Raw genomic sequence first — 23,824 nt, 5'->3', positions numbered from 1 at the left:
TGATTATATGCTTGCCCGGGGACAAAGTCAATGGTTTTTCGCTAAGGAGACATGCGGGGGAAGCGGGCTCCGGCCCGCTTCCCCCTGCTTGGTCTTGTTAGGCGGGCTTCCCGCACTCCAGCCCGCGTTTCAGAGCCTCCAGGTTCAGCGGGACCAGCTTGGCCTTCTTCCCGGTGAACATCTCCGCAATCATGGTTTCAATGGTCTCCTGCTTCAGCGCCCCCGTGGCGGCCACGTAGGCCCCCAGCATCACCATGTTGGCGACCTTGGGGTTTCCCAGCTCCGAGGCGATTTCGTCGCAGGGGACGTAGACCGCCGTCACGTCCTCCCGGCTTACCTTGTCGGGGATGATGCTGCTGTTGACGAACACCGTGCCCCCGGGGGCCACCCGGCTTTCAAACTTCGCCAGAGCCGCCCGGTTCATGGCCACCACCTCGCTGGGCCGCTCCACCAGGGGCGCGCCGATGCGCTCGTCGCTGATGATTACCGTGCAGTTGGCGGTGCCGCCCCGCATCTCGGGGCCGTAGGAGGGAACCCAGGACGCTTCCAGGTCCTCCGCCACGGCGGCCTCCACCAGGTTCTTCCCGATGGACATGACGCCCTGGCCGCCGAAGCCGGACAGAATCACTTCCTTTTTCATATCACGTCGCCTCCGTATCCTTGATAACGCCCAGGGGATAGTAAGCGGCCATATGCTCCATCAGCCATTGGTTGGCCTCGTCGATCTCCATGCCCCAGTTGGTGGGACAGGCCGCCAGCACCTCCACGAAGGTGAAGCCGTCCCCGGCCATCTGGCGCTGGAAGGCCTTTTTCAGGGCCTTTTTCGTCTTGTTCAGGTGGGGGATGTCCGTGACGCAGACCCGCTCGGCGTAGACGCAGCCGTCCAGGGTGGAGAGCATCTCGGCGACCCGGATGGGCATGCCCGCCTGTTCCTTGGTGCGGCCCAGGGGGGCGGTGGTGGCCCGCTGGCCGATGAGGGTGGTGGGGGCCATTTGCCCGCCGGTCATGCCGTAGATGGCGTTGTTGATAAAGATGGTGGTGAATTTCTCCCCCCGCATGGCGGCGTGGACAATCTCCGCCGCGCCGATGGAGGCCAGGTCCCCGTCCCCCTGATAGGTAAAGACGGGCTGGGTGGGGTGGGTGCGCTTGACGGCGGTGGCCACCGCCGGGGCCCGTCCGTGGGCCGCCTCGATGGTGTCGAAGGAAAAGTAGTTCCCGGCGAAGACGGCGCAGCCCACGGGGCAGACGCCGATGGCCGTCCCCAGGGCGTCCATCTCCTCCAGAATCTCGCCGATGAGCTTATGTACGATGCCGTGGGCGCAGCCGGGGCAGTAATGGAGCTCCGTGTCCTGGAGGCCCTTGGTCTTCCGGTAAATCGTCGTCATGTCACTTGACCTCCTTCCAGGCTTCCTGGACCGCCCGCTCCACCTCGGACACGCCGGGGATCTTGCCGCCGCAGCGGCCGTAGAACTTCACGGGCTTCCGCTCCGCAACCGCCAGGTTCACGTCGTCCAGCATCTGCCCCAGGCTCATCTCCACCGTCAGGAAACCCTTCACCCGGTCCAGGTCGGCAATCTCCCGCAGCCGGGCGTAGGGATAGGGCCACAGGGTAATGGGGCGGAACACGCCGGCCTTGATCCCCTGCCGGCGCAGATTCTCCGCCGCCGTCTGGGCCACCCGGGAGGGGGTGCCGTAGGCAACCAGGACCACTTCCGCGTCCTCCAGCAGGATCTCCTCCCAGCGGCATTCGTTCTTCTCCATCTCCAGGACCTTCTTGTGCAGCTCCAGGTTGTGGGCCTCGCAGGAGGGGGCGTCGATGAGCAGGGAGGTGATGAAATTGTTATGGTCCCGGTCCCCCCGGCCGCAGGCGGCCCAGGTCTTCTCCGGGAGCGTTCTCGGGGTCCGCTCCTTCCAGACGATGGGCTCCATCATCTGGCCGATGAGGCCGTCCGCCAGGAGCACCACGGGATTGCGGTACTGGTCGGCGATGTCAAAGGCCTCCTGGGTCAAATCCACCGCCTCCTGGATGTTGGCGGGGGCCAGGACCACGGTGCGGTAATCGCCGTTGCCGCCGCCCCGGGTGGCCTGGAAATAGTCCCCCTGGGCGGGCTGGATGGACCCCAGGCCCGGGCCGCCCCGCATGACGTTGACGATCACGGCGGGCAGCTGGCAGGCCGCCAGATAGCTGATGCCCTCCTGCTTGAGGCTTACGCCGGGGGAGGAGGAGGAGGTCATGGCCCGCACGCCGGAGGCCGCCGCGCCGTATACCATGTTGACGGCGGCCAGCTCCGACTCCGCCTGGACGAAGACGCCCCCCGACTGGGGCATGTGGAGGGACATGTACTCGGGAATCTCGTTCTGGGGGGTGATGGGATAGCCGAAGAAGCAGCGGCAGCCCGCCCGGATGGCGGCCTCAGCGATGGCCTCGCTGCCCTTCCAGATTTCTCGTTTCATGGGACCGGCTCCTTTCAGTCTTTTTCGATGGTGATGATGGAATCGGGGCACATCTTCGCGCAGCTGGCGCAGCCGATGCAGGCGGCCTCGTCCGTGCAGGACGCCGGATGGTAGCCCTTCACGTTGGTGCCGCCCTCCAGGGCCAGAATGTGCTTGGGGCAGACGGCCACGCAGAGCCCGCAGCCCTTGCAGCGGTCCTGGCGGAAGGTGAGGTGGATCGCCATGGTGCAAAATCTCCTTTCCTCTATATAAATTGCCAATTTTATTCCCAGGGTTTCTTCATCCGAATCTCCATGGGGAAGGGGTCCAGGTCCTTCAGCGCTTCCCGGAACCGGGACTCCGCCGCATGACAGGCCACCGGAATCCCCGTCAGGCGGGAAACCTCCTCCGCCAGGGCCGCGCCCTCCCGGACATCCTCCGCTGTGGTCTCGCCGCAGAGGTGGGTGTTGTTCACAAGGCCCGTACAGGCAAGGCCCGTCACCGTCTCGATGGCCCGGAGGACTTCCACGCTGCGCTCCGCCGTGCGGACCTCGGGACGGGCGGCGTTGACCACATAGAGGAGGCGGTAGTCCTCCTTCACGATCCTGGGCCGGTAGCGGGCCAGCACCCGGGCCCCGGAGGGGTCGCCGCCGATGTCCAGCACCCCCCGGACCGTCCGGTCCTCCAGCAGGGCGTGGAGCTCCGCCGGGAGGGCGGGCACGTCCGCGTCCGCCAGGGCCTGGGACGTGGCGATCAGCCGGACGCCCGCCGCCTCCAGCAGCTCCCGGCGCTCCCGGCTGCGGAAGTAGGGGTTTACAATGTCCAGATCCGCCAGGGCCGTCCGTTCCCCCGCCTCCGCCAGGGCCAGGGCCAGGTTCACGGAAAATTCGGTCTTTCCCGTGCCGTAGTGCCCGGTGACCAGGGTCAGGCGGTGGGGAAAGCGCTCCAGGACGGTCAAGAGGACCCCTCCTTCCAGGAAATCGCGCGCAAGTTGTCTGGTATTTTCCCGCGTTGTATGATGTCATTTTATACTAAATTACACAGGCTGTCAAGAGCCTTCTTGTTTTTTCCGGCAAAAGGCGGTATAGTACTCTTACAGTAAATTTCTGATGAACGCAACACGCGCCCGGCGGGTCCGCCGGAGGATGGAGGAGTCTACATGGAAGGCAAACGCGCCAAGCTGTCCGAGCAGACGGCGGACCGGCTTTATGAGTGGATTGTGGAGGAGCGCCGCTATCCCCCCGGCAGCAAGCTGCCCAACGAAAACGAGCTCAGCGGGGCCATGGGGGTCAGCCGCACCACCCTGCGGGAGGCCATCTCCTTTTTGGTTGCCCAGGGGGTGCTGGACATCCGCCGGGGAAAGGGCACCTTTGTGGCGGAGAGCCTCCCCGCCCCGGGGATGGACTTAACCGCCCTGGCGGGGGTCCGATCCCGGGTCCGGGCCAAGGACCTTTTTGAGATGCGGCTGATTTTCGAGCCCGCCACCGTGGCCCTGGCCTGCCGGCGGGCCAGCGACGAGGAGCTGGAGCAGATCCGCAAAAAGGCGGAGCGGGTGGAGCGCATCGCCGCTGAGGGGGGCAACTGGCCCCTGGCGGACCAGGAGTTCCACTGGGCCATCATCAAGGCCTCCCACAACGAGTATATGCGGCGGCTGTACCCCATCATCAACAGCGCCGTGGATGAGATTCTGCAAATCTCCCCCAGCCGCCAGCAGATGCAGGACATCGCCCTGGGGGACAACCGGACCATTTTGGCCTTCCTCCTCAAGCGGGACGAGGAGGGGGCCCGCTGCGCCATGAGCATCCATATGAAGCATTTGATCAACACCCTCCAGGACTGAGGCTGTCCCCCGGACGGGGACAAGATCGCCAAAACGTTCGTCAAAATAGATAAAGAAGACGTCGAAAAATTGTCGGTTTTGATGTTTGCGGTTCCGGGTTTTACCAATTCCTTTTGGCAAAACCCACAATTACCCGGGGACCATTCACAAATTGTCCACAAATTTGTTCAAACCCTCTTAACAAATGGCTGGGGAGGGTGTATAATGCGTTCGCAAGCTGGGGTTCTTTCAGGACTCCCGGGAAGGGGGCGCCCCCTTCCGCGCCGTTTCCTCTTGGAAACGGCGGGCCCAACGGATGAAGCGGAGGATGGTATGGAGAGAACCCCCCAGGAGTGCTTTGAGAAGCTGCTGAACGCCTATTCCCACAACTACGACCTCACGAAGGACGTGGAGACGGAGGAGGGCGGTTCCTTCCCCGCCATGGCCCACTACTTCCTCCGGGATGAGCATTACCTGGTCCGGCGGGATAAGCAGTTCTACGCCACGGAGCAGCACGACTACACCTATTTCCATGTGGCGGACCACCTGGACGCCGCCGGGGCCAAGGCCCTGACGGAGCGGACCCTCAAGGCGGGCCTGGCCGCCATCCGCCCCCACAAGGAGCATATGAGCTCCTTCGTCACCCTGGTGGTCCTGGCGGAGACCATCGACCCGGAGGCGAAGAAGGTCTTGAAGAAGACCCGCTTCCACAAAAACTACCGGCTGTCGCTCCATGGCTGGATGGAGTTTCATATAGCAGCAATGGAATGTTCCACGCGGAGCTTTCTCTCCAATCCAGCCGGGAGGGGGGCCCGCAAGACCCTGGAGGCCAATTTCGCCTCCAAATGAACCTGGGGGATTTCCCCCGCAAACGAGACTCATGAAAGAGGGAGAGTGTTTTCATGAACGGATTAGTACTTCTCATCATCAGCGTCGCTGTGCTGCTCGCCGGCTATGTGCTCTATGGCCGCTGGCTGTGCAAGCAGTGGGGCGTCGGCGAGCTTGACAAGCCCACCCCTGCCCACGCCCTGGAGGACGGCATCGACTACGTCCCCGCCAAGGCCCCCATCCTGATGGGCCACCACTTCTCGTCCATCGCCGGCGCGGGCCCCATCACCGGCCCCATCGGCGCGGCGGGCTTCGGCTGGCTTGCCTGCACGCTGTGGATTCTCATCGGCGGCATCTTCTTCGGCGGCGTCCATGACTTCGGCGCCCTGTTCGCCTCCGTCCGCCACGACGGCAAGTCCATCGGCGAAATCATTTCCACCAACATGAGCAAGCGGGCCAAGATGCTGTTTTTGATCTTCGCCTACCTGACCTTGATCCTGGTGGTGGCGGCCTTCGCCTCCATCGTGGCCGGCACCTTCGGCGCCACCTTCACTGAGGCGGGCGAGGTGGATCTGGTCGCCTCCGAGGCCAACGCCCGGGTGGCCATGGTCTCCCTGCTGTTCATCGCCATCGCCATTGTCTTCGGCTTCCTGGTGTACCGCCGGAATGCCCCCATGTCCGTGGCCAGCGTGATCGGCGTCATCGCCATCGTGGCCATCATCGCCGTCGGCATGAACTTCCACCCCATCTACCTGAGCAAGGACGCCTGGATGTGGATCTGCGGCATTTACATCGCCATCGCCTCCGTCACCCCGGTTTGGATTCTGCTCCAGCCCCGCGACTACCTGAGCTCCTTCCTGCTGTACGCCATGCTGGCCCTGGCGGTCATCGCCGTGGTGCTGGCCCGGCCCGACATGGGGAGCATGGCCGTGGTGAACACCTTCGTGGTCACCAACCCCGACACCGGCGCGGGCAACCCCATCTTCCCCGTCCTGTTCACCACCATCGCCTGCGGCGCAATCTCAGGCTTCCACTCCCTGGTCTCCTCCGGCACCACCTCCAAGCAGCTGGATAAGGAGACCGACGCGAAGCCCATCGCTTACGGCGGCATGCTGCTGGAGTGCGTCCTGGCCATCCTGACCCTGTGCGCCGTGGCCTATGCCTACAGCTGGAACGCGGCCAACCCCGACAATGCCCTGGCGGGCGCCACCGCCATCTTCGGCGGCGGCCTGGCCCACATGATTGACGACTCCATCCCCGGCACCTACAGCATCCTCTACACCCTGCTGGTGCTGACCTACTCCGCCTTCTGCCTGACCTCCCTGGACACCGCCACCCGTCTGGCCCGGTTCATGTTCCAGGAGTTCTGGCTGGACTCCAGCAAGGGCGAGACCCCGGAGAACGTCACCGGCTACAAGAAGGTCCTCTCCAACATGTATGTCTCCACCGCCATCACCGTGGTGCTGGGCGTGCTGCTGGGCCTGAACGGCTATGAGAAGATCTGGGCGCTGTTTGGCTCCGCCAACCAGCTGCTGGCGGGCCTGGGCCTGCTGGCGGTGGCCACCTGGCTGGGCAACATTGGCAAGAACAACAAGATGTTCCTGCTTCCCATGGGCTTCATGATCATCGTCACCATCTGCTCCCTGCTGGTCAACACCAAAAACCAGATTGCGGTCATCTCCGCCGGCGGCGCGGACTGGGGCCCCTATGTCCAGGCCATTCTGGGCATCCTGCTGGTGGTCCTGGCGGTCATTCTGGCCATCGAGGGCTGCGTGACCATCGCCCATCCCAAGAAGAATCAGAAGGTCTGAGCGAACCCATGAGCGGAGCGCCAGTCTCCGCCGGGCGCGAAGCCTTTTGTCCCGGATGAAAAGAAGAGAAGGGCCCGGCGGGTATATCCCGCCGGGCCCTTCGGCCGTTTACTCCTGGTCTTTGGCCAGGGCGATTTTATCCAGCAGTTCCAGGATTTCCTGCCTCGTGTAGTCCTCCTTTTCCCCGGTGCTGAAAATCAGGCGGAGATCGTACAACAAAGCCTTCTGCGTATCCTTACGCTCTTTTTCAGTACCCATAAACAGCACCTCCTTGCAGCTATTATACCGGCTTTTCCGCCCCGGCGCAAGCGGTATTTCCCGCCGCCGACAGAATCCCCATGGTTTTTCATGCCCTGTCCGGTAGAATGGGACAAATTGGAAGGAGGCGTTTCCATGGGTGAGGAAAAGCGGGTGCTGCGGCTGGAGGTGGAATCCATCCGCCCCAATCCCCGCCAGCCCCGGCGGCTGTTTGACGAGGGGGCCCTGCGGGAGCTGGCGGCGTCCATCCGCCGCCACGGGGTGGTGCAGCCCCTGGTGGTCCGGCGGCGGCCCGACGGCTGGGAACTGGTGGCGGGGGAGCGGCGGCTCCGGGCGGCGAGGCTGGCGGGTCTTACGGCGGTGCCCTGCGTAGAGGCGGAGGTGGACGAGCGGGAGTCCGCCCTGCTGGCCCTGGTGGAGAATTTGCAGCGCCAGGACCTCCACTACTTCGAGGAGGCCGCCGCCATCGCGGACTATCTCCGGCGCACCGGGGCCACCCAGGAGGAGGCCGCCGCCCAGCTGGGGCGGTCGCCCTCGGCGGTGGCCAACAAGCTGCGGCTTCTCCGGCTGGCCCCGGCCTGTCAGGCGCTGCTGCTGGAAACCGGCCTGACGGAGCGCCACGCCCGGGCCCTCCTCCGGCTGGAGGACCAGGAGGAGCGGCTGGCCATGGCCCGCCGGGCGGCGGAGCGGGGCTGGAACGTGGCCCAGACGGAGCAGCACGTAGAGCGGCGGGTCCAGGAGCTTCAGGCGGCGGCTCCGGCGGGGCGGCGGACGTACATTTTAAAGGACGTGCGGCTGTTTTTAAACAGCGTGGACCGGGGGCTGCGCATCGTCCGGGAGGCCGGGGTGGAGGCCCGGTGCCTCCGGGAGGACACGGAGGAGGAAATCGTCATGACAATTCGGATTCCCCGGAGGCCGGGGAGCTGAACGCCCCGGCGGAAGGCCCTGTTTTCTTGTTACTATATTGTAATCACTTTTTCCGAAAATCTGTGTTAGAATACTCAAAGAGAGAAACGGCCCGTGTGTGGGGCCGAAAAAGGAGGGGACTTCATGGGACAGCTGACAAATGAAGTCAAGGCGGGCGGCGCACGGGTGAAAAAGGGCTCCGCCGTTCCGGTAATCGCCGCCCTGGCCCTCACCGCCGCCATCATGGCGGGGGCCTACGCCGGGCTCTGCGCCTGGGCCGGTTCCCGGACCGTCTTTTACCCGAGGGAGACCATCAGCGGCGTGGACGTGGGGGGCCTTACCGTGGAGCAGGCCGGCCAGGTGCTGGCCGGGGCCCTGCCGGGAAGAACGCTTGCCGTCTCCACCGTCCAGACGGCCGAGAAGGAGGGCTGGCCGGCGGACGCCGGGGGGGCCTCCGTCACCCTGGGGGAGCTGGGCTATACCGCCGAGCAGTGCCCCGGCATCGCCCAGCGGCATTTTGACCAGCAGGCCGCCGCCCCCTTCCTCAGCCGGGGGGCCCGGGTGCTGTCCCTCCTCACCGACGGCGAGGAGGACGGACTGACCGCCGGGGACCGGGACGAGGAGGCCTTTCGCCGGGGCGTGGCCCAGGTGGCGGAGGACCTGGCCCTGGAGCCGGTGGACGGCGCCTATGAGGTCCGGGAGGACGAGATTCTGCTGACCAAGGAGGCCAACGGCCGCTCTGTGGGAGAAGCCGGGCTGGCCCTGGCTCTGGAGGAGGCCGCCGCCTCGGCGGCGACGGAGGTCCAGGTGGACGCGACCACCCATTCCGCCCGCCCCCTGTCCATTCAGGAGGTTCACGAGGCCGTGTCCGGCGAGATGGAAAACGCCCGCTACGACCAGGAAACCGGGGGCATCCTGCCGGAGAAGCGGGGGGCGTCCTTTGACACCGTGTCCGCCCAGCGGGTGCTGAACGCCGCCCTGCCGGGGGAAACCGTCTCCGTCCCCGCCGACATCCAGGAGCCGGAGATCACGGCGGAGGACTTGAAAGCCGTCCTCTTCCGGGACCTTCTGGGTGAGTGCACCACCCATGTGGGGGGCACCGCCGCCCGGGTCAGCAACGTGAAGCTGGCCTCCGCCGCCTTTGACGGGACGGTGATGAACAGCGGGGACGTGTTTTCCTACAACGAAACCGTGGGCCAGCGGACGGAGGCCAAGGGCTACAAGGCCGCCCCCGCCTACGTCCAGGGGGAGACCGTGGACGAGATTGGCGGCGGCGTGTGTCAGCCCTCCTCCACGCTGTATTACGCCTGCCTGCTTGCCAACATGGAAATCACCGAGCGTTACGCCCACCGCTACATTCCCGCCTACATCACCCGGGGCATGGACGCCACGGTGTCCTGGGGCGGGCCGGATTACAAGTTTACCAACAACACCCAATACCCCGTGAAGATTGTGGCAAAGTACGATAAGGGCTATCTTACCGTCCAGCTCTGGGGCACCAAGACCGACGATCTGACGGTGAAGATGACCTATGAGACCCTGTCCACCACTCCCTTCGAGGAGGTGGAGCAGCTGGACCCCTCCCTGGCCCCGGGCCAGCGGCAGGTGAAGGTCACCCCCTACACCGGCTATAAGGTGAAGACCTACCGGAACATTTTCGACGGAAGCGGAAATCTCCTCTCCAGCGACGTGGAGGATGTCAGCGACTACAAGCACCGGGACCGCCTGGTCCTGGTGGGCCCGCCCAAGGAGGACGCCCCGCCGGCCTCCGCCCCTGTGGTCCCCGGCACCCCGGCGGAGCAGGAGCCCGCGCCCCCCGCCGAAACCCCGGAACCCAGCGTTCCCGCCGCGGGCCCGGCGGAGATTCCCGCCGAACCGGAAACCCCGGCGGAGCCCGCGGAGCCGCCCGCCATTGTGGTCATCCCTCCCTCGGAGGAATGAGCCCCCGGCTGCTGTGATAAGAAAGAAGGCCCCCGGCTTACGCCGGGGGCCTTTCCCTCGTCAAAGGGGACATACTAGAAGGAGTCTTGGAAAGGAGTGCTTCTCATGATCAAAAAGAGCCTGACGCCCTTGCTACTGTGGGCCGCCCTGGGCCTGGGGGCCTGGTCCTGCCGCTCCGCCCTGACGGCGGATGGGATCGCCGCCTGGACGCCGGGGCAGTCCTGGCTGGCGGCCCTGGCCCTGCTGGGGCTGTATGTTCTCAAGGGCCTGACGGCGGCGTTCCCCTCCACGGCCCTGGCGGCAGCGGCGGGGCTGGTGCTCCCCTTTCCCCTGGCCCTGGGGACAAACCTCTGCGGCGCGGCGGCGGCCCAGGCGGGGCCGTATTTCATCGGGCGGCGGAAACAGGGGGCCCTGGGGGAGCTGACCGCCCGGCACCCCCGGCTGGCGGCCCTGCGGGAGGGCCCGGCGAAGGGGCGGGAGGTGTGTTTGCTGCGCCTGGCGGGGGTGCTTCCGGTGGAGCTGGTAAGCCTCTGGCTGGGGGCGGCGGGAACGCCCCGGCGGGCCTATTTCGCCGGGGGGCTGCTGGGGAGCTTTCCCCGGGTGCTGTCCGCCACGGTGCTGGGGGCGGCGCTGTGGGACCTGGGCGGGGCGCGGTTCTGGGCCTCCTGCGTCTTCGGCTGGGCGCTGACGGGGGCGGCCCTGGCGGTGTGGGGCAGGGAGTGGGCGGTTCAGCCCCGCTCCTTCCTCAGCCGCCGGATATCCTCCCCGAAAAAGGGCAGGACCTGATACTCCCCCTCGATGCGGGAAACAATCTGGGGCGTGTAGCGCCGCCCAAGGTCGTCCAGCTTCAAATTTGTGCTGAGGATGGCGGCCCGGCGGTTGATGACGCGGGTGTTGACGATGGTGTACAGGGCGCTTTGAACAAAGGGGGTGGTCATCTCCGTGCCCAAGTCGTCCAGAATCAAAAGGTCGCAGTCCAGCACCCGGTCCACGTCGGCCTCCACGGCCTCCCCCTCCTCCCGGCCGAATTTCCGGGCCTCAAAGCGGTCGAAGACATGGGCGGCGGTGTCGTAGACCACGGAAAAGCCCTCGGCGCTGACCTCCCGGGCGATGGCGGCGGAGAGGAAGGTCTTCCCCAGACCCGGGTCCCCGGTGAGGAGCAGGTTCCCGCTCCCCGGGCCGAAGGCGGCGGCGTAGCGCTTGCAGGTCCGGTAAATCCAGTCCATATTCTCCCGGGGGGAGACTCCCAGGGCCGGGTCCTCCGTTTCGGAGTACCATTCCAAAGAAAAGGACTCGAAGCTCTGGTTCCCCAGGTCCAGCATCCGGGAGAGCTCCTTTTGCTGCTCCCGGGCGCAGTAGGCCCGGAGGCACCGGCACATCCGCCCCTCCCGCCAGCCGGAATCCCCGCACAGGGGGCAGGCGGGCTTTTCCTCCAGGCAGTCCGCCGGGAGGCCCAGGCCCTCTAAAAGCAGCCTCCGCTCCTCCTGAAGGCCCAGGTTCTGCTTTTTCAGGGCCTCCACCGCCGCCCGGGGGTCCGTCCCCTTCCGCAGGGCGGTGGAGAGGATGCGGCTCATGGTGGCCCGGAGCTCCGCGTCGATCTCCCGGAGGCGGGGCTGGCGGAGGAACACGCTCTCCCGCCGGTCCCGGGCCCGGTCCTCCCGGTCCCGCTTGTCGTCCTCGAACCGCCGGAGGGCCCGGCGGACAATCTTCCCGTCATAGGCCATGGGTCATCCCTCCTTCTCTCGCTGCCGGATGTACTTGCGCATCCAGGCGTTGCCCGCGCCCTTGCCGTCGGACGTCCGGATGTTGAACGCCGCCGGAGTCTGCCGGGTGCGCTTGTCCCCGGCCTCGATTTCGTCCACGGTGTGGAGCCCCGCCTCGTGCCAGCGGCGGAGAATGCCGTTGCAGTAGCTCCACTTGAACTCGTGGCACTTGAGGACGGTTTTCTCATAGGCCAGGGCGGCGGCCTCCGGGGAGAAGCCCCACTCCAGCCATTGGAGGAGGAATTTCTCCTCCTCCCGCACCGGGAGCCGGTCCCCCAGGCGGAGGGCCCGCATGTAGGCCGGGACGGCCTCCCGCTTCCGGCCATAGTCCCGGAGGTACCCGGCGGCGGCGGCCTGGGTGTCGATGCCCCGGCGGGCCCAGGCGTAGCCCTCCCGCTCGATTTGGCGGAGGGTGGGCCTCCGGCCCGGCCCGAGGCGGGCGGCGGTGCGCTCCGCGCAGTGGCACACCAGGAGGTAGATCACGTCGGAGGGAAGGCCTAAGTAATCGTACAGCCCCAGCAGGACCGAGATATCCGCCGTGGTGAGGCGCTTGCCCAGCTTCCGCTCTACCTCGGCGGTGAGGCGGCGGAAGTCCGCGCTCTCCTCCAGCTTCCCGGCCACCTCGCTTTGCTGGTAGACGGGGGGCTCGTCGGCGGGCTCGGGAGGAGGGGCCTGCGGGGCGATGAGCCCCAGGTCCCGGAGGGCGGCCTCCGCCGCCTCGATGCGGCCCTTGTCCCAGCGGAGCTCCCCCGCCAGGGAGCGGGGAGGCGTGTCGCCATGGCGGCGGAGCAGGGCCAGATACAGCAGGGCGGCGTCCCCGTCCCCCCGGTCCAGGAGGCGCTTTACCGCCTGGGGGGAGAGGGTGACGGGGTCGTCGGGGGCGTGGACGAGGACGCTTGGCATGGGAGCGCCTCCTTTCTTTTGTGGGGCTTACGGCTGCGATTGCTGTGAAACACAGAAACCGCCACCCTGCACGGTGACGGTTTCTATTGATTAGAAACTAGCTGCCTCAATGGGCCGCCCGCTTGCCGCGGCGCCTGGCTACATTATAGCCCAGGGCTCCCCCCGCTGTCAAGCCCCGGGGCTGTTTCAGCGCCCGCCGTTTTTGCGGCGGGCGTTTCGTTTTCCCTTGACAGTCCCGGCCCTATCGCCTATGATAGGCTCTGTTGAAAACAAATGAGAAGGAGCCCTTTCATGGAACTGCAAGCCATTTATCAAACCCTGGGCGTCAGCCCCGAGGTCTTCGCTTACGGGGAGGCGGCGCTGGAACGTCTCCGGGACCGCTTCACGGACATCGACCGCACCGCCGAGTACAACCAGGCCAAGGTCCTCCGCGCCATGCAGCAAAACCGGGTCAACGCCACCCACTTCGCCGCCACCACCGGCTATGGCTATGACGACGAGGGCCGGGACAACCTGGAACGGGTCTACGCCGCCGTCTTTCACACGGAGGCCGCCCTGGTCCGGCCTCAGATTACCTGCGGCACCCACGCCCTTGCCGTGGCCCTGTCCGCCAACCTTCTGCCGGGGGACGAGCTCCTCTCCCCCGTGGGGGCCCCCTACGACACGCTGGAGGAGGTCATCGGCATCCGGCCCTCCAAGTGCTCCTTGCGGGAATACGGCGTCACCTACCGGCAGGCCGATCTGCTGCCGGGGGGCGGCTTTGACTATGAAGCCATCCGCTCCCGCATCAACGAGCGGACCAAGCTCATCACCATCCAGCGCTCCAAGGGCTACGCCACCCGGCCCAGCTTCTCCGTGGCCGGGATTGGGGAGCTCATCGCCTTTTGCAAATCCGTCAAGCCGGACGTGAAGGTCATGGTGGACAACTGCTACGGCGAGTTTGTGGAGACGCGGGAGCCCTCGGACCTGGGGGCCGACATGGTGGTGGGAAGCCTCATCAAAAACCCCGGCGGGGGCCTGGCCCCCATCGGCGGGTACATCTGCGGCACAAAGGAATGCGTGGAGCGCTGCGCCTACCGCCTCTCCGCCCCGGGCCTGGGGCAGGAGGTGGGGGCCAACCTGGGGCTGATGCCCGCCTTTTACCAGGGCCTCTTCCTGGCGCCCACGGTGACGGCGGGGGCGCTGAAGGGGGCGGTCTTCGCCGCGAACCTCTATGAGGGCCTGGGCTTTCCCTGCGTGCCCAATGCCGCGGAGGAGCGCCACGACATCATCCAGGCCGTCACCCTGGGGAGCCGGGAGGCCATGCTGGCCTTCTGCCGGGGGATTCAGGCCGCCGCGCCGGTGGACAGCTACGTCACCCCGGAGCCCTGGGCCATGCCGGGCTATGACAGCGAGGTGGTCATGGCCGCCGGGGCCTTCGTCCAGGGCAGCTCCATCGAGCTCTCCGCCGACGGGCCCATCCGCCCGCCCTACGCCGTGTACTTCCAGGGGGGGCTCACCTGGCAGCACGCGAAGCTTGGCATCCTGATGAGCCTTCAGAAGCTGGCGGAGGCGGGGCTGGCGAAGCTGCCGGAGTGAGGAGGATGGTATCATGAGACTGCAAAGCGCGATTTTCGATATGGACGGGACGCTGCTGGACTCCATGGGCATGTGGCGGACCCTGGGAAGCACCCTGGCGCAAAACCACGGGGCGGTTCCCCCGCCGGGTCTGGATCTCCGGGTGGCCTCCCTGGGCCTTTGGGAGGGCACGGCTTACTGCAAGGAGGCCTGCGGCCTTCCGGGCACGGTGGAGGAGCTGGTGCAGGAGATTTGGGGGCAGATTGAGGCATTCTACCGCCATGACGTGCGCCCCAAGCCGGGGCTGGTCCGCTTCCTCTCCATTTTAAAGATGGAGGGGGTTTGGATGTACGTGGCCACCGCCACGGACCGCCCCCTGGCGGAGGCGGCGCTGAAAACCGCGGGCATCGACGGCTTCTTCCGGGGGATGATCACCAGCCGGGAGGCGGGCCAGACCAAGCGGGAGGGGCCGGAGATTTACGAGCGGGCCCTGCGCCGCCTCCGGTCCAACAAGAAGGATACCGTGGTGTTTGAAGACGCCCTCCACGCCCTGCGGACCGCCAAGGCGGCGGGCTTCCGCACGGCGGCGGTGTACGACGAGTCGGAGCCGGAGCAGGAGGAGCTGCGCCGCCTGGCGGATTATTATATTGAGAGCTTTGAGGAAATGACGCTGGCGGAGTGAGGGCCGTCGGTGCGCCTCTTGTAAAAAAGCGTCCGCGAGCCCCGCCGCGCGGTTCGCAGGTGAACGCGAAGAAATTCCCCGCCCGGCGGAGCTTTCCGCCGGGATGATAGAAAAATGGCTTCTGTCATTTCTGACAGAAGCCATTTTTTTGAAAACTTAGTCGGGATATGCGGTGTAGCAGTCGAAGCTGCCATTGGAGGTGCTTGTTGGGGTTCGGTTCCAACCAATGACGTAACCATTTTTTCCAGAAGCTGCATCTGTAGTGTATACACGTGTGCTTGTTGCGTATCCGTCAACAGGGCCAACGCACATTGTGACGTGCATTAGGTAGCCGTCATTATCAATTTTGACCATCAGGTCTCCAGAGCGGAGATTGCTTGTAGTCGTCTTTTTCCAGGTGACGCCGGTCTGACCGAAGATTTCGTCAGCGACGAACGCGGCCCAGCCACCGCAGCCGATAGTTGTGCTGCATTTCTTGCCGTCTGAGTCAATATATTGCTTGACAGTTTTGTCAATACAGTTGGCGTATGGGCCTCTGCCAGAGTTCAGTCCAGCATAGCCGTTGATAAAGCTGGTGCCATTGGGATACTGAGATTTCAACTGGTTCAGAATCTCGGTGATGTTAGCTTCCGTAATGGGCTTTCCGTTGGTCAGAGTGCCAGCAGCGGGAGTGCTGGGCGTTTCGGGAGTCGTGGGAGTGCTGGGGGTCTCAGGCTCAGGGTCTGCGGGGGTTTCCGACGCGGGGGCTTCGACAGGAACGGCCTGTGTCATGCGGTAGATGACCACCGCCGCCTGACCGCGGTTCATCGTGACTTCCCCGCCGAAGGTCCCGTCGGAGTAGCCGCCGATGATGCCCAGGGCGTACACGTTGGCAACCGCGTCACGGTACTGGCTGGGAATGCTGGAATAGTCGGTAATCTGAGAGACGGCGGCGGCTTTTTCGGCCTCTCCGGCGGCAAAGCCCTTCTTGGTCATGATATTCGTCATGAGCTGGGCCATGTCATACCGGGAAATGCCTTGGTTCATCTCCTGGCTGTTCTTGAAGATGGTCTCGAAGCTGGTATTTGTGAGAATGTCGTTCACATACAGAGCCATGCTGTTGGGAACAAAGGTTCCGTACTTGAGATAGGTTTCCGTGTTGTACTCGGCAAGGTCGTCCGCGAAAAACGCTCTGGAGAGCATGACGACGAAGTTATTGCGGGTGACCGTCTTGCTGGGCTGGAAGGTCCCGTCGGAATAGCCGCCGGCGATGCCGTTTTCGGCACAGTATAAAATTCCGCCATAAAAGGCGTGGCCGGCAGGAACATCCGAAAACTCCGCCGCCCCCGCCGGGACGCAGAGGCCCAGGCACAGCGCCAGAGCCAAAACCAAGGAACATAGTCGTTTCATCAGTACCGCTCTCCTCATATCATATTTGCTGCCGCTCAGCGGTCCGGCCCGTGGGGGCGGGGTTCTCCCGTCCCCCTCGGGTTTGCGCGGGGCCGCCGAGACAAACAAAAGCGGTGCGAGATATAAAATCCCCACCGCATATCAGACACAAACCCCAAACCCGGCCTTGTAAATTCATGAAAAGTCCGGTATAATGAGACTGGCACAGTTATACTGTTGTGTGGGAGGTTGGAGCTCCCGCATAGGGGCGTTAGGGATTGCCGTCCCTTTCGCCCTGCCTTTGTTTATCCCATGCTTCCATTATAATCCCGCAAGCCGCAAAAAGCAAGGTATTATAAGGAAAAAGCAAAGAGAAAACCCTGTAACCATTGCGGCTACAGGGTTTTTGATGGCGGAGAAGGAGGGATTCGAACCCTCGAGACCCTTTAGGGGCCTACATGATTTCCAATCATGCGCCCTCGACCAACTAGGCGACTTCTCCATCGCTGCCGGTTGTTCCGCCGAGATGATCCCGGCGTTCTTTCAACAACCAGTGCAGAACAGTAGTTATTATACCAGAGGATTTCCCAAAGTCAAGCCCTTTTTCAATTTTTCTTAAGCGGGTTCTTTTCCGGCCCGGAAAAGAAAGTCTCCTCCTCCCTTCTTGACAAGGTAATCGTTTACCGATATAATATGAACCGCGCGAAACTCCGGGAGTCCCGCCCTCCGGCGGGAGCCCGAAAAAATATGAAAAGGAAAGGATTGGACGACTATGATCTATTCCACCGAAGTGCAGAACATGTGCCCCGTCGCCAAGGGCGCGTACCACGGTCCCGCCCCCATTCCCGAGGAGGGCAAATGGGTCCAGGCCAAGGAGATCAAAGACATCTCCGGCCTCACCCACGGCGTGGGCTGGTGCGCCCCCCAGCAGGGCGCGTGCAAGCTGACCCTCAACGTCAAGGACGGCGTGATTGAGGAGGCGCTGGTGGAGACGCTGGGCTGCTCCGGCATGACCCACTCCGCCGCCATGGCCTCTGAAATTCTTATCGGCAAGACCCTGCTGGAGGCCCTGAACACCGACCTGGTGTGCGACGCCATCAACACCGCCATGCGGGAGCTGTTCCTCCAGATCGTCTACGGCCGCACCCAGACCGCGTTTTCCGAGGGCGGCCTGCCCATCGGCGCGTCCCTGGAGGACCTGGGCAAGGGCCTTCGGTCCCAGGTGGGCACCATGTTCGGCACCAAGGCCAAGGGCCCCCGGTATCTCGAAATGGCCGAGGGCTACGTCACCCGCATCGCCCTGAACAAAGACGATGAAATCATCGGCTATGAATTCGTGAACCTGGGCAAAATGATGGACGCCATCAAAAAGGGAACCGACGCCAACCAGGCTCTGGAAGGCGCCAAGGGCCACTACGGCCAGTTCGACGGGGCCGCCAAGTATATCGACCCCCGTCACGAGTAAGAAAAGGAGGAATTGAGAAATGGCTCTGTTTGAAAGCTACGAGAGAAGAATCGAGAAGATCAATTCCGTCCTGTCTCAGTACGGAATCAAGAGCGTGGAGGAGTGCCGGGACATCTGCAAGGCCGCCGGCTTCGACCCCTACGAGATTGTCAAGGGCATCCAGCCCATCTGCTTTGAAAACGCCTGCTGGGCCTACTGCGTGGGCGCGGCCATCGCGCTGAAAAAGAACGTCTCCACCGCCGCCGAGGCCGCCGAGGCCATCGGCGAGGGTCTCCAGGCCTTCTGCATCCCCGGATCCGTGGCCGACGACCGCAAGGTGGGCCTGGGCCACGGCAACCTTGGCGCCATGCTGCTGCGGGACGAGACGAAGTGCTTCGCCTTCCTGGCGGGCCACGAGTCCTTCGCCGCCGCCGAGGGCGCCATCGGCATCGTCCGCAACGCCAACAAGGCCCGGAAGGAGCCCCTGCGGGTTATCCTCAACGGCCTGGGCAAGGACGCCGCCCAGATCATCAGCCGGATCAACGGCTTCACCTATGTCCAGACCCAGTTTGACTACGGCACCGGCGAGGTGAAGGTGGTCAAGGAGTTCAAATACTCCGAGGGCGAGCGGGCAAATGTCCGCTGCTACGGCGCGGACGACGTCCGGGAGGGCGTGGCCATCATGCACCTGGAGGGCGTGGACGTGTCCATCACCGGCAACTCCACCAACCCCACCCGGTTCCAGCACCCCGTGGCGGGCACCTATAAGAAGGAGTGCGTAGAGCTGGGGAAGAAGTACTTCTCCGTGGCCTCCGGCGGCGGCACGGGCCGGACCCTGCACCCCGACAACATGGCCGCGGGCCCCGCTTCCTACGGCATGACCGACACCATGGGCCGGATGCACTCCGACGCCCAGTTCGCCGGTTCCAGCTCCGTCCCCGCCCATGTGGAGATGATGGGCTTCCTGGGCATGGGCAACAACCCCATGGTGGGCGCGACGGTGGCCGTGGCGGTTGCCGTGTCCGAGAGCAAGAAGTAAGCAGGACCTTCGCCGGTCCATGAAACGAAAAACAGGAGCCGCGTTCCCCGGCGGAAGAGCGCCGGGACGTGGTTCCTGTTTTTTGCGCTGCGGCTATGCCTATGACCCCGCTGTGGGCGACCCCGACAACAGCGTCGCCCCCGGCACCCCCTGGGACCAGGCCCCCGAAAGCTGGGTCTGCCCCGTCTGCGGGATGGGCAAGGACGTGTTCGAGAAGGAATAAGGATAAGATAAGGGCGGAGCTTTGGCTCCGCCCTTGCGTGCGTTCCCAGTGGAAATTTGTTCAACCCAGGTAGGGACCAAATACACACAGACGATTCACATAATCGTATAGCGGCGTGTCCGTATACTCGGAAGCCTCCAAAAGCAGGCAGGCGGCTTCATAAGCGTCGATAGCCGAATCCAGGTCCATGCCATAGTCATAACCGGCAAAATTTTTTTCTATACTGGCGCTGGTGTATTCCGCCTGGGCCCAGCATTGGTCGCCGGCTTGAATATACTGAATAATCTCCTGAAACAGATCGTCGGGTATCTGGGAATTTGTGCCATATGTATACTGCAGCTCCGGTGCATTGAGGTGGGTGTATCGTTTTTCATACGCCTCTATCTCAAGGGGCAGTTCGTCCGCTTCCTCGGGAAGGGGCTCTCCATAGACCGGAAACTCCTCATAACTGCTGTCGTGCAACTCCTCAGCCGTGTCCTGGGCCACGCTGTCTCCGGCCTTCGGTTCGGAAAAGCGTATGGAATTGGTGACGGTTTCACAGAGGGTAAAAAAGTCCTCCCGGTCCGTATCCTCGGGCGCGGTGACTATCAAAACGATTCGGATGATACCGCCATCGTCCACAAAGCCGCCATAGTTTTTATATCTATAGCCCAGCTCCGTAATGAGCGCCCCAAAGGAATCGTCTGCCGCGGTATAGGAAAAGCCATAGCTCTCAGGAGTGGAAAAGCTGTCCAGCAAATTAAAGGTCTGATACATCCCGCTCCAGCTGATGATTTCGTCAGCCAGGTCCAGCCTTTCAAAATCTTCATACAGAATCGCGGGATCCTTTCCCGCCAAAACAAGGAGTTCCTCAGCCCTACTCAGAGAGGAAATTCGAGAACACATCAGCACTAAGCCCTTATCCCCGCCGTCTATAGAATAATTGATTTCATCCTCCGCAACCACTTTGGATTCTCCCTCCGTGCCAAAGGCTGTGGGGCAGTCAAACGCAATGCCAAAAACGGGAACTTCATGGGTTTGGCACTCGATGGTATCTTTCCCGCCCTCCTCCGGCGCGGACTCGGATACAGCAAAGTCTGCGGAGGCGGCAGAGTCCTCGGGAAGAGGGTTAGACTGCTTGGCCTCCTTGGAGCAGGCGGACAAGGAGAGCGCCAGGAAAACGCAGAGCGCTATGGACAATGTCATTAAGTTAAGCGTTTTGGGCCGCACAATAAAAAGTCCACCCCTTGCTTAGAATGAACAGGGGGTGGACTTTTTCCAATAGGGATTATCTATCCCTATTATTTCATAAATTGCTTATTTAGGTAATACCACTTTTAAGGCCGTACCAACACGCTCCAGACTAAAACAATCATTATTTAGCGAAAGTGGAGAGTCAACTAAATGACAATACTGCTCGTCCTCAACTTGCAATACCGCTGGAGAGAATCCCGCTTCAAAGATATCATAGAGCAAGTATATACCATCATCGTTAATTTCCGCATACAAATACCCGTTTACTTTCATATCATCTGTTTCAATTTTTGCAAATTGAAGCAATGAAATAATGCAAAGAATAACTTCTGATTCATAAATTGAGGGTATTGGGGCGAGAGATAATCCAAGGAAAATTTCATTGAGTTCTTTGATAATAACATCTTCAAACATTCCTGATACGATATTTCTTTTTGATTCCGTGTCAAAATGAAAAACGCCTGTTGTTGTACAACGCTGGTATATGTACCTTGCTTCCTCAAAGGCAAACCCTTTATTACGATAACGATGGGCAACAAAATCACAAATTTCGCGCAAAAATCCATATTCCCACTCGATTTTTGAATAGTCACGATTAGTAGCAGCTTCTTCTCGAACTAGAACAAGCAATATAAAAATATCGTTTTCATCAAAAGAATGAGAGATTATTTTTCTGTGAATCTTACTAATTAAACTTATACTTTTCTTGTCCATATGTCTTACCCATATGTAAATATTTTAGCTATTCGTCAATTTCTGATACATCCGCATCAGTTCCGCCACGCAGCTTGTCTCGGTAGTCTTACCCACGTCGAACCCATACGCCTGCATGACGGCCCGGTCGTTCTGCTGGTGGGCCTTGCGTAACTCTGGCGGCATAGTTGTTTCATCGTAGAGATCGGCAAAGCTGCAATCAGGATAGAGTGCGCGGGCATCCAAAATCATTTGAGCGGTTCGCTCAATTTTCTCCTGTTGTTCTACGGAAAGGTCGGGCCACGGGAATGTATTATAAACGGTTGCGCCCGAATACTGATAATCACTTTTCAGCCGCCCGCACACGGTTCTTGTCCATGCCATATGCACATTGGAAGTCAAAACGCCAAAGTGGTATAGGGTCGCATCCGGGACAATCAAAAGTTTGTTGCTGGCAATTACGCTCTTGTCCATAAATCCGATAGGAATATATCGCCGCCGTTCTGATGATACTTCCGGGATACAAAGATAGTTGCTGTCTGTCTGCGGCGTGGAGAAAAACAGGTACGGCTTTTCCGCTAACGCGCGTGTGGGGGCGGCGGAACTTGCAAGCCGCATCTGTTTAACTGCTTCTAAACGGCGCATCACTTCCGCATTTTTACGATACAGCGCAGGGGATACCCCTTTCAGCCAAAGACAATACCGAACTTCATCGTTATTGATAAAGTCCTTAGAGCCGACATAGCGGCGCACGCACGGGGCAATACTTTCATCCTTGGCAATCAGCGCGTCCCGTTCCTCCTGCGAAAGAATGAAATTGCCACCGTCTGACGGTTTATTTCCCGCTGTCATGCGCGGCACAGCGCATAACGCCGCACCACGGCTGGAAATGAGAACATCGGGAGCATCGATCAAATAAGGATTGATATTCTTTGCGGGCTGTGATGCTACTCCGTTGGTATAGATATACTTGGGCTGGGTATTTCCCGCAATGCTGAAACCGATAATCACGCAATGAACAGCGGCTTTTTCCTTTGCTTCACTGTTCCATTTGAATGTACGGTGTGCAAAATCAATATGGACGTGGTATTGGTTCAGCAGCTTGTCCCAAAGCGGCGCAACCTGTTCCCCCTGTGTAATGCTGTTGGTGGAGACAAAAGCGGAACGGGAATTGGTTCCCTGCATCAGAGCGGCGGCTTTGTGATACCATGCGCCGACATAATCAATGCTGTTGACGCGCTTGCCTTTGCCAAACACGGCAACCGCTTCGTCTTTCTGCGTTTTCGTCATCATAGACGCGCCCACAAACGGCGGGTTTCCCATGATATAGTCCAACTCATGTTTGGGAACAACGCTTTCCCAATCCAGCCGCAGGGCATTCCCCTCGGTGATATTGGCATAGGATTTCAACGGCAGGAAGTCCAGCGTCATATGGACAACATCCTCGGTTTCTTTCATCATCTGACTTTCTGCAATCCATAGGGCGGTCTTTGCTACTGTCACAGCAAAATCATTGATTTCAATACCGTAAAACTGGCCGATGGAGACTTGAATAATCCCATCAAAATCCATGCTGATCTGATCTGTCATGCACCGCAAAACCTCATTTTCCAGCTTGCGGAGAGATATGTAAGTTTCTGTCAGAAAGTTTCCAGAACCACAAGCGGGGTCAAGAAATGTCAGACTTGCTAATTTGCTCTGAAATGCTTTCAGCTTGGCCTTGCGGGTCTTGTCTACCGTGATTTCCTTGATATCCTCCAACTCGGCCCGCAGTCCATCCAGAAACAGCGGGTCAATGACTTTGTGGATGTTTTCAATACTGGTGTAGTGCATCCCGCCGCTACGCCGGGTTTCCGGGTTTAAGGTGCTTTCAAAGACCGCGCCGAATATCGTCGGACTGATAGCAGACCAATCAAAATCTGCGCTGGCCTTTGCTAAAATCAGGTCGATCACTTCATCCCCTAAACGGGGAATCTCTATATTTTCATCCGCGAACAAACCACCGTTGACATAGGGGAATGCGGCAAGATCATCGTCAAGGTATTTGTCCCGCTGTTCCGGCTTTTGGTCAAGAACGTGGAATAAGTTGATAAGGGCGCGTCTGTCCTCAGCCCGATGGCGCTCCAAATAGTTGTGGAACATCCCATGAGCACCGAATATCCCCGCATCCTCGGCATAGAGGCAGAACACAAGACGGACACACAGCGCGTTCAGACTTTTCAGAGTTTCCTCGGCCTCCGGGTCTTTGTACTGCTTCAACAGGGCATCGTAGAGGACACCGACAATCTCGCCCGCTTGCAGCGATACCTCCATCTCTTTTTTGATATTGGTATCACCTGTATCCACCAAAAACTGCAAGCGGTAATATTCCCTTTCCAAGTCGCACAGCTTAATGATTTCCGGGTCGCCCGTGGGCCGCTCCATATCGTAAACATAGAACTCGGCAAAGTTACAAGTAACAATCCAGCGGGGCCGTTGGGAATAGGGTAACTCGGCGGCGTAGCGTTTGGCCTGCTGAAACGGGGACAGGAGAGAGCCGTCAGACTGCTTGATGGGCTTGTTCAGTTCTTTCCCCAAGCTTTTCTGTTCGATCAGGACGTGGGTGGACGGGATAAAGCCGTCAATAAAGCTGGTATGGTCAAGCATGATTTGATCTTCAAAGGTGATAAATTTATCCGGTTCTTCCACGCCATAAACCTTTTGCAGCAACGCAAGCCAAAAGCTCTGACTGTGGCCTTTCTCATAACCTTTGCCCTGCCAATCGGCGGCAAACTGTTTTGCGGCGGCACGGCGCTGTGCATCTGTCATAGCGGTATCCTCCCGGTCGTTTTTTCTATAGGATACCACAAAGCGGCGCATTTTTCCAGAGCAAACTGGAAATCATCAGCTATTGCGTTTTTGAGATAATAACGGCTATTTTTGA

The 23,824-nt window shown here is 61.3% G+C and carries 23 protein-coding genes and 1 tRNA gene; 11 read left to right on the top strand and 13 right to left on the bottom strand.

The genetic code is table 11. From position 1 onward, the window contains the following. Window positions 1-97: 97 nt before the first annotated feature. Genes Q1M04_RS07320 through Q1M04_RS07300 form a run of 5 tightly spaced genes read right to left on the bottom strand, consistent with a single transcriptional unit; the run spans window position 98 to window position 3,391 of the window. A complete protein-coding gene (locus Q1M04_RS07320; RefSeq protein WP_293278611.1) occupies window positions 98-640 on the bottom strand; it encodes a 2-oxoacid:acceptor oxidoreductase family protein in 543 nt (180 codons plus the stop codon). Window position 641: 1 nt separating this feature from the next. Next, window positions 642-1,385 (bottom strand): thiamine pyrophosphate-dependent enzyme, encoded by a 744-nt coding sequence (locus Q1M04_RS07315; protein ID WP_293278612.1) that lies wholly within the window; start codon window positions 1,383-1,385, stop codon window positions 642-644. Between the two features lies 1 nt (window position 1,386). Then, window positions 1,387-2,454, bottom strand: coding sequence for a 3-methyl-2-oxobutanoate dehydrogenase subunit VorB (locus Q1M04_RS07310; protein ID WP_297997842.1), 1,068 nt, complete (start codon window positions 2,452-2,454; stop codon window positions 1,387-1,389). 14 nt (window positions 2,455-2,468) lie between these two features. Continuing rightward, window positions 2,469-2,678: a 4Fe-4S dicluster domain-containing protein gene (locus tag Q1M04_RS07305; protein ID WP_295738122.1), complete on the bottom strand. Its 210-nt coding sequence runs from the start codon at window positions 2,676-2,678 to the stop codon at window positions 2,469-2,471. A 38-nt stretch (window positions 2,679-2,716) separates the two neighbouring features. Beyond that, the gene (locus tag Q1M04_RS07300) at window positions 2,717-3,391 is read right to left on the bottom strand and encodes a hypothetical protein (RefSeq protein ID WP_297997841.1); all 675 of its coding nucleotides are present in this window, start codon (window positions 3,389-3,391) and stop codon (window positions 2,717-2,719) included. 201 nt (window positions 3,392-3,592) lie between these two features. Between Q1M04_RS07300 and Q1M04_RS07295 the strand changes: the two genes are divergently transcribed. From Q1M04_RS07295 to Q1M04_RS07285, 3 genes are all read left to right on the top strand, one after another. Further along, a complete protein-coding gene (locus Q1M04_RS07295) occupies window positions 3,593-4,273 on the top strand; it encodes a FadR/GntR family transcriptional regulator (protein ID WP_293281675.1) in 681 nt (226 codons plus the stop codon). 312 nt (window positions 4,274-4,585) lie between these two features. Beyond that, the gene (locus tag Q1M04_RS07290) at window positions 4,586-5,101 is read left to right on the top strand and encodes a hypothetical protein (RefSeq protein ID WP_293281678.1); all 516 of its coding nucleotides are present in this window, start codon (window positions 4,586-4,588) and stop codon (window positions 5,099-5,101) included. A 53-nt stretch (window positions 5,102-5,154) separates the two neighbouring features. Then, window positions 5,155-6,891: a carbon starvation protein A gene (locus Q1M04_RS07285; protein WP_297997840.1), complete on the top strand. Its 1,737-nt coding sequence runs from the start codon at window positions 5,155-5,157 to the stop codon at window positions 6,889-6,891. Between the two features lie 108 nt (window positions 6,892-6,999). On the opposite strand, the gene Q1M04_RS07280 is transcribed toward Q1M04_RS07285, so the two are convergent. Then, window positions 7,000-7,149, bottom strand: a complete 150-nt coding sequence (locus Q1M04_RS07280) for a hypothetical protein (RefSeq protein ID WP_297300943.1) — start codon at window positions 7,147-7,149, stop codon at window positions 7,000-7,002. A 135-nt stretch (window positions 7,150-7,284) separates the two neighbouring features. Between Q1M04_RS07280 and Q1M04_RS07275 the strand changes: the two genes are divergently transcribed. The 3 genes from Q1M04_RS07275 to Q1M04_RS07265 all read left to right on the top strand — a co-directional run bounded on the left by Q1M04_RS07275 (window position 7,285) and on the right by Q1M04_RS07265 (window position 10,782). Further along, window positions 7,285-8,076, top strand: coding sequence for a ParB/RepB/Spo0J family partition protein (locus Q1M04_RS07275; RefSeq protein WP_297997839.1), 792 nt, complete (start codon window positions 7,285-7,287; stop codon window positions 8,074-8,076). Between the two features lie 123 nt (window positions 8,077-8,199). After that, a complete protein-coding gene (locus tag Q1M04_RS07270) occupies window positions 8,200-9,996 on the top strand; it encodes a VanW family protein (protein ID WP_297997838.1) in 1,797 nt (598 codons plus the stop codon). A gap of 105 nt (window positions 9,997-10,101) precedes the next feature. After that, entirely contained in the window at window positions 10,102-10,782 is a 681-nt protein-coding gene (locus tag Q1M04_RS07265) for a VTT domain-containing protein (RefSeq protein ID WP_295757124.1), read from the top strand. Here the strand turns inward: Q1M04_RS07265 and Q1M04_RS07260 are convergent. Both Q1M04_RS07260 and Q1M04_RS07255 read right to left on the bottom strand, forming a co-directional pair. Next, window positions 10,725-11,720, bottom strand: a complete 996-nt coding sequence (locus tag Q1M04_RS07260; RefSeq protein ID WP_293280490.1) for an ATP-binding protein — start codon at window positions 11,718-11,720, stop codon at window positions 10,725-10,727. The genes Q1M04_RS07265 and Q1M04_RS07260 overlap by 58 nt on opposite strands. Window positions 11,721-11,723: 3 nt before the next feature. After that, window positions 11,724-12,662, bottom strand: a complete 939-nt coding sequence (locus Q1M04_RS07255) for a DnaD domain protein (protein WP_297997837.1) — start codon at window positions 12,660-12,662, stop codon at window positions 11,724-11,726. 291 nt (window positions 12,663-12,953) lie between these two features. Between Q1M04_RS07255 and Q1M04_RS07250 the strand changes: the two genes are divergently transcribed. Then, window positions 12,954-14,240, top strand: coding sequence for a methionine gamma-lyase family protein (locus Q1M04_RS07250; RefSeq protein ID WP_297997836.1), 1,287 nt, complete (start codon window positions 12,954-12,956; stop codon window positions 14,238-14,240). Window positions 14,241-14,253: 13 nt separating this feature from the next. Beyond that, on the top strand, window positions 14,254-14,901 hold the full coding sequence (locus Q1M04_RS07245; RefSeq protein ID WP_293280496.1) for an HAD family phosphatase: 648 nt from the start codon (window positions 14,254-14,256) through the stop codon (window positions 14,899-14,901). Window positions 14,902-15,057: 156 nt separating this feature from the next. Here Q1M04_RS07245 and Q1M04_RS07240 read toward each other — a convergent pair whose 3' ends face one another. Continuing rightward, a complete protein-coding gene (locus Q1M04_RS07240; protein ID WP_297997834.1) occupies window positions 15,058-16,290 on the bottom strand; it encodes an S-layer homology domain-containing protein in 1,233 nt (410 codons plus the stop codon). Window positions 16,291-16,679: 389 nt separating this feature from the next. After that, window positions 16,680-16,771, bottom strand: a tRNA-Ser gene (locus tag Q1M04_RS07235). A gap of 270 nt (window positions 16,772-17,041) precedes the next feature. On the opposite strand from Q1M04_RS07235, the gene Q1M04_RS07230 reads away from it, so the two are divergent. The 3 genes from Q1M04_RS07230 (at window position 17,042) to Q1M04_RS07220 (ending at window position 18,975) form a co-directional block, all read left to right on the top strand. Continuing rightward, entirely contained in the window at window positions 17,042-17,734 is a 693-nt protein-coding gene (locus Q1M04_RS07230; protein WP_295758066.1) for an iron-sulfur cluster assembly scaffold protein, read from the top strand. A 19-nt stretch (window positions 17,735-17,753) separates the two neighbouring features. Continuing rightward, a complete protein-coding gene (locus tag Q1M04_RS07225) occupies window positions 17,754-18,752 on the top strand; it encodes a GGGtGRT protein (protein WP_297997833.1) in 999 nt (332 codons plus the stop codon). Between the two features lie 82 nt (window positions 18,753-18,834). Continuing rightward, window positions 18,835-18,975, top strand: a complete 141-nt coding sequence (locus Q1M04_RS07220; protein ID WP_297997892.1) for a rubredoxin — start codon at window positions 18,835-18,837, stop codon at window positions 18,973-18,975. Between the two features lie 60 nt (window positions 18,976-19,035). Here Q1M04_RS07220 and Q1M04_RS07215 read toward each other — a convergent pair whose 3' ends face one another. The 3 genes from Q1M04_RS07215 to Q1M04_RS07205 all read right to left on the bottom strand — a co-directional run bounded on the left by Q1M04_RS07215 (window position 19,036) and on the right by Q1M04_RS07205 (window position 23,709). Continuing rightward, a complete protein-coding gene (locus Q1M04_RS07215; RefSeq protein WP_299963936.1) occupies window positions 19,036-19,920 on the bottom strand; it encodes a hypothetical protein in 885 nt (294 codons plus the stop codon). Window positions 19,921-20,271: 351 nt separating this feature from the next. Then, window positions 20,272-20,922, bottom strand: coding sequence for a hypothetical protein (locus Q1M04_RS07210; RefSeq protein ID WP_297997831.1), 651 nt, complete (start codon window positions 20,920-20,922; stop codon window positions 20,272-20,274). Window positions 20,923-20,946: 24 nt separating this feature from the next. Beyond that, window positions 20,947-23,709 carry a DNA methyltransferase gene (locus tag Q1M04_RS07205; RefSeq protein ID WP_297997830.1) on the bottom strand — a complete coding sequence of 921 codons (2,763 nt, stop codon included), beginning with the start codon at window positions 23,707-23,709 and terminating at the stop codon, window positions 20,947-20,949. Window positions 23,710-23,824: the final 115 nt, after the last annotated feature.

Origin of the sequence: uncultured Oscillibacter sp., from assembly GCF_950073225.1 — a bacterium.
Lineage (GTDB): Bacteria > Bacillota > Clostridia > Oscillospirales > Oscillospiraceae > Oscillibacter.
This window is presented reverse-complemented; position numbering and strand designations above follow the sequence as displayed.